The organism is Candidatus Aquicultor sp. (assembly GCF_054640775.1).
In genome coordinates this window covers 1-5,394 of the sequence record NZ_JBTSLF010000167.1, presented here as the reverse complement: position 1 = coordinate 5,394, position 5,394 = coordinate 1, and the positions used below count along the sequence as shown (strand labels likewise).

6 protein-coding genes and 2 riboswitches are annotated in these 5,394 nt (G+C 53.8%); all 6 genes read left to right on the top strand.

Annotated features, from left to right (window positions below; translation table 11 throughout):
• The coding region (locus ACYC56_RS11790; RefSeq protein ID WP_461374378.1) for a LysR substrate-binding domain-containing protein at positions 1-775 on the top strand (775 nt) is incomplete at its 5' end.
• A 61-nt stretch (positions 776-836) separates the two neighbouring features.
• A riboswitch (molybdenum cofactor riboswitch) is annotated at positions 837-986 on the top strand.
• 98 nt (positions 987-1,084) lie between these two features.
• Positions 1,085-1,240 carry a TOBE domain-containing protein gene (locus ACYC56_RS11785; protein ID WP_461374377.1) on the top strand — a complete coding sequence of 52 codons (156 nt, stop codon included), beginning with the start codon at positions 1,085-1,087 and terminating at the stop codon, positions 1,238-1,240.
• A 24-nt stretch (positions 1,241-1,264) separates the two neighbouring features.
• A riboswitch (molybdenum cofactor riboswitch) is annotated at positions 1,265-1,384 on the top strand.
• Entirely contained in the window at positions 1,373-2,254 is an 882-nt protein-coding gene (locus tag ACYC56_RS11780) for an ABC transporter substrate-binding protein (protein WP_461374376.1), read from the top strand. (Overlaps the previous riboswitch by 12 nt.)
• Before the next feature lie 51 nt (positions 2,255-2,305).
• Positions 2,306-3,019 (top strand): ABC transporter permease, encoded by a 714-nt coding sequence (locus tag ACYC56_RS11775; RefSeq protein ID WP_461374375.1) that lies wholly within the window; start codon positions 2,306-2,308, stop codon positions 3,017-3,019.
• Positions 3,001-4,092 carry an ABC transporter ATP-binding protein gene (locus tag ACYC56_RS11770; RefSeq protein ID WP_461374374.1) on the top strand — a complete coding sequence of 364 codons (1,092 nt, stop codon included), beginning with the start codon at positions 3,001-3,003 and terminating at the stop codon, positions 4,090-4,092. Before ACYC56_RS11775 ends, ACYC56_RS11770 begins: the two co-directional genes overlap by 19 nt.
• 17 nt (positions 4,093-4,109) lie before the next feature.
• On the top strand, positions 4,110-5,394 hold a 1,285-nt coding region (locus ACYC56_RS11765), incomplete at its 3' end, for a formate dehydrogenase accessory sulfurtransferase FdhD (RefSeq protein ID WP_461374373.1).

Genomic DNA, 5,394 nt, shown 5'->3' with positions numbered 1-5,394 from the left:
GGTCGACTTGCTTGATCGTAGAACCAAGAAAGTCCAGCTTACCGAAGCCGGTAGGCTGTTCTATCCCACGGCGTTGCAGATCGTCTCGCAAATCGATAACGCGCAGCACCAGCTTGATGAGCTTGGTGAATCCGTAAAGGGACGGCTTTCTGTGGGCGGCAGCACCATCCCCGGTGAGTATGTTCTACCGAAGATTCTCGGCAGATTTAAGAAGCAGTACCCGGAGGTCTCGATTACGCTGAAAATCGGCGATACCAACGAGATCACCGAGATGATTATTTCAGGCGAGCTTCAAATCGGGCTCATCGGCGCAAAGCCCAACGTGGCGCAGCTGAGCGCGCACCCGTTCCTCAATGACGAGCTGGTGTTTATCGTCCCGGCGGGGCACGAATTCGCCGAGAAGCGCATGGTTACCTTAAGCGATCTCAGCCAGGCTGAATTCATCATGCGCGAGCGTGGGTCGGGCACCAGGCAGACGATCGAGAACCATCTCGCGAAGCAGGGCTTAACGCTCGACGACCTCAACGTCGTTATGGAGCTTGGCAGCAGTGAAGCCGTCGTAAATGCCGTAAGCTCGGGTCTTGGTGTGGCGATCACCTCCAAGTGGGCTGCAGAACGCTCGCTTAAACTGGGTGAGATCGTGACCGTTAAGTTACCCGGGCCTCCGATTTTAAGAGACCTCTATCTGGTTACAAGCAAGCATGCACCGGCACGATCAACACAGGCGTTTATGACCTGTATTGAAAAACTTGATGTAGACCAGATCAGGCCGTAACCACACGACGTAAAAGGGCTTGAGAACTTTTTGGTTTCGTTCTATTCTTTTAAGCGTAAGACAAGTAGCTGGACTCCGACCCGAAATCCCTACGGTTTTTGAGCTATGGGATTAGGGCGCCGGGCTTGCCGTGAAGGTGGGCTTTCGGCCAGGGTCGAGCCGGAAACGGCTTTGCCTCCCGCGATTGGAAAGGAGCCTTTATTTTAGGCACCGATTTTTCCTAAGGGAGGTCGGTGTTTTTGTTTGCTTTCGTACTGGGGATAGTAATAGCGCTGCACGTAAAACAGGTGATTTTAAGGAGGCGCTGTTATGACGCTAAGTGCGAGGAACCAGTTGAAAGGTACGGTAATCTCCGTAGAAAAAGGGATTATTACCGCCAAGGAAGCGGTTGAGGACCTTGGTCTGAAGGAGGGAGACGAAGTCACGGTAGTTGTCAAAGCGACCGACGTAATGGTTTTTAAATAGATAGAGTAATACTAGGTATTACAGGTAATGTAAACTCTCCGAGCCCGTGCGCCTAAAGCTTACGCTATGGCAATCCGGCCGATAGGGTCGCGATGGAAACGTTGCGGCCTCCCGTGTTTGGAAAGGAGACACATGAAACGATGTATCGCTGTCTTACTGGCAGCAATGTTAACCATGCTTGTCGTTGTGGGCTGCTCGAGTAATCAGAGCGCTACGACAACCTCGGAACAAACTTCTACCACCCAAAAGCAGGCCAAGAACGAGAACCTTATACTCGCCACTACCACCAGCACCAAGGACACAGGGCTTCTGGATGTGCTGATCCCTGCGTTTGAAAAGAAAACAGGCATTACCGTAAAGACAATCGCGGTCGGAACCGGCGAGGCCTTGAAGATGGGCGAGCGCGGCGATGCCGATGTTCTGCTCGTTCACGCACGCCCATCAGAAGATGAGTTTATGGCCAAGGGGTTAGGCAAAGTCAGAAAAGACGTTATGCACAATGATTTCGTTCTTATCGGGCCAAAAAATGATGCTACTGGAGCAAAAGATACCACCAGCGCGGCAGAGGCCTTTAAGAAGATCGCCGCTAAAAAAGCCACCTTTGTATCGAGGGGCGATGATTCCGGCACCCATAAAAAAGAGCTGAAGATCTGGGAAAAAGCCGGGATAAAGCCGCAGGGCGACTGGTATATCAAGACCGGTCAGGGTATGGCCGCAACCATCAGGATAGCCAACGAAAAACAGGGTTACACGCTCTCCGACAGGGGCACGTTCCTTGTGCAAAAGGATAACATCGACCTTGGAATAGTGCTTGAGAAGAGCAAAGACCTGCTGAACCCTTACGGTGTTATCGCCGTCAATCCCGACAAGTTCCCGAAAGTTAACTCGGACGGTGCGACGCAATTCATCGACTTTATTACGTCTTCCGAAGGGCAGAAGATAATCGCCGAGTTCGGCAAGGATAAATACGGGCAGCCGCTGTTTATCCCCGATGCGGTAAAATCGGCTAAGTAAGAATAGAACGGTAAGTATAAGATAATCGTATCGCTAATTCTAAAGGCGGGCATGGAACTACTCTTTGATGGATTAAAACAAGCGTTCATATTGATAATCACGGGCGACCCTCTGGTTGTTGAAGCGACATTGCGCTCGCTCGAGACATCGGGCAGCGCGATTGTCATATCCCTGCTGCTGGGGATTCCAATCGGGCTGCTCCTCGCGCTCAGCCGTTTCCCGGGCAGGAATTTTGTCGTTGCGTTGTTTAACGCCGGGATGGGGTTGCCGCCCGTCGTCGTCGGCTTATTTACCGCCCTGTTTTTGTGGCGGTCGGGAATTTTGGGGTTCATGGGGCTCATGTATACGCTGCCCGCAATGGTCATCGCCCAAGTCATCATAGCTTTGCCGCTTGTGACCGGGTTAACCGTTTCTGCAATACAGCAGCTCGACCCAAAGCTGCGATTACAATCGCTTGCGCTTGGGGCCACCAAAGGCCAGATGGTGTTTACATTGATGAAAGAGGCGAGGCTTACCGCGCTTGCGGCCGTCATAGCGGGGTTTGGCGCTATAATATCTGAAGTCGGAGCCGTGATGATGGTCGGCGGCAATATCAGCGGGCAGACGAGGGTGTTGACCACCGCTATCGTCGAGCTGGTCGGTAAAGGCGATTTCAGCCGGGCGATGGCGCTGAGTTTCATCCTTTTGACCGTAACGTTTGCCGCCACCTACGCCTTGACGCATTATCAGCAAAAGGGGACTGCCGTATGGCGCCGTATCTCGTAATAAAAGATCTGGTGATGCGCTATGGCACAACGGCGGTCCTCGATATCAAGGAACTTACCGTTAACCGGGGCGAAGTGCTCGCGATAATCGGCCCCAACGGCTCGGGCAAGAGCACGTTGCTGCGCGTGATCGCTCAGCTTGAAAAGCCAAGCGGCGGAAGCATCGAATTTGTCGGCTGCGATAAGTCTGAAAGCGAGCTTGCTATCCGGCGACGCCTGGCGTTTGTGTTTCAAGAATCGCTGCTCTTCTCGGGAACGGTGTTTGACAATATCGCGTACGGGCTTAAGGTCCGTAAAGCCGACCGCAGTGAGATAGAGCAAAAAGTGCAAGCAACCGCCGAAATGCTCGGTATCGCGCACCTGCTGACCCGATCCGCCCAAAGCCTCTCCGGGGGTGAGGCGCAGAGGACTTCATTGGCGCGGGCGCTCATACTGGAGCCCCAACTTTTGCTGTTGGATGAGCCTATGGCTTCACTCGATCCCCCTACCAGGGAGTCGTTTCTCGTTGATTTGTACGAGATTTTAGAGAAAATGAAGACAACGGTGCTTTACGTGACCCACGAGCTGACCGAGGCGATGATACTCGCCGACCGCTGTGCGTTTATCGATAAGGGGGGTATCCTTCAAATAGGGACGCCTCAGGAAGTGACGGCTTCCCCGGCAAGCAGGGGCATAGCCGATTTTGTCGGGGTTCAAAATATTCTAAAAGGAAGAGCCGTCGCCCACGCGAATGGCCTGGTCAGAATCAAGGTAAATGGCGCGGAGGTCGAGGCCGTCGGCCCTGACGGCCCGAGCGATAAAGTTTGGGTGTTGATACGACCCGAAAATGTTACTATTACATTGGCAAAAACTGGGATTGGGTCCAGCGCCCGCAACCATTTTTCGGGCGCCGTAACGACGATTCTAGACCTGGGTGTTTATTACCGCGTAATCCTCGATTGCGGGTTTCCTCTGGTCGCATATATAACGAAGCGCTCGGTCGAGGATATGGGCCTTACAGTCGGCCAAACTGTATGGGCATCATTTAAAGCGACCGGTGTTCACGTAATCACACGCGAAGGCGAACATGGATGAGAGCGATGAGTAACGTAATGAAAACTAAAAACATGACCGCGATTATCCTTGCCGGGGGCAAGAGCAGCCGCATGGGCCGGGATAAAAGCCTGGTAGAATTCGGCGGCGAGCCGCTGCTTGCCCGTGCGGTACGCGTGCTAAACGAGTTATTTGGCGAGGTGGTCGTGGTGACTAATCAAGACGTCCCGTTCGAGCTTAATGGGGCGAGGGTCGTCCGCGACGAGGTGCCGCACCAGGGTCCGCTTCGCGGAATCAGCGCGGGCCTTAAGGCATCATCGCACGAGAACAATTTCGTTATCGCGGTCGATATGCCGTTTATCAGTGCGGATAGTATTACGTACCTCGCCGGGTTTACCGGTGAGGCGGATGTTGTAGTACCCCGGACGGCCAACGGCTTAGAGCCGCTTTTCGCCTTCTATAACAAGCGCAGCCTGCCCGCCATAGAGGAAGCGCTGGCGCAGGGCGAGCGAAAGATAATTTCGATGTTCCCGCAGGTCAACGTAAGAACGGTCGAGCAGGATGAGATGGTAGGCCTTAAGGGGGCGGATACGACGTTTCTCAACGTAAACACCGAGCGCGACCTCAAGGACGCCCACGCACAGATGCAGGGCACATTCCTTGAGCGCACACCTGTTGAGCGCCCGGTGACGATTTACGTTAACTCGGAAGAACTCGTGACCGTCCAGACCAGCCTCGAGCACCTGGATGAGCTTGCCTGCGGCTTTCTGTTTGCAGAAGGCGTGCTGCAAGAGCGCGACGCGTTGCTAGATATCAGGATAAACGAGGAGCGCGGCGAGGTAAGGGTCCGCACGAAAAAATCTACGACGAATGCTTCAAAATCAATGGGAAAACGGTTTGTGACGTCGGGCTGCGGCAAAGGATTTTCGTTTGTAAGCCTGGGGGATGCCCTCAATATCGCAAAGAACAAATCGCAGTTTACTATACCTGCGAAGGATATCCCCGAGTTCATGAAACAGTTTCTGCGCAGCAGCCGCCGCGCTGGCATGCACTCATCCGGCCTGATAAAAGACGGTGAAATAGTCTTTACCCGCCAGGACATCGGGCGCCACAACACGGTCGACATGATCGTGGGGAGGCTCTGGCTGGACGGGGCCGAAGACCGCGACGTGCTGCTTTTTACGACGGGTCGTATTTCTTATGAGATGGTTGTGAAAGCGGCAAAAGCCGGGATTCCGATCCTGGTGTCGCGCACTGCGGCGACCGATATGGCGGCCGATTTAGCGAAACGGCTCGGCATCGAAGTAATCGGCTACGTACGCGGCGCGAACATGAAAGTCTATA

Coding starts and splice junctions, on each gene's coding strand:
- ACYC56_RS11785 (WP_461374377.1), top strand. CDS start 1,085: ATGACGCTAAGTGCGAGGAACCAGTTGAAAGGTACGGTAATCTCCGTA.
- ACYC56_RS11780 (WP_461374376.1), top strand. CDS start 1,373: ATGAAACGATGTATCGCTGTCTTACTGGCAGCAATGTTAACCATGCTT.
- ACYC56_RS11775 (WP_461374375.1), top strand. CDS start 2,306: ATGGAACTACTCTTTGATGGATTAAAACAAGCGTTCATATTGATAATC.
- ACYC56_RS11770 (WP_461374374.1), top strand. CDS start 3,001: ATGGCGCCGTATCTCGTAATAAAAGATCTGGTGATGCGCTATGGCACA.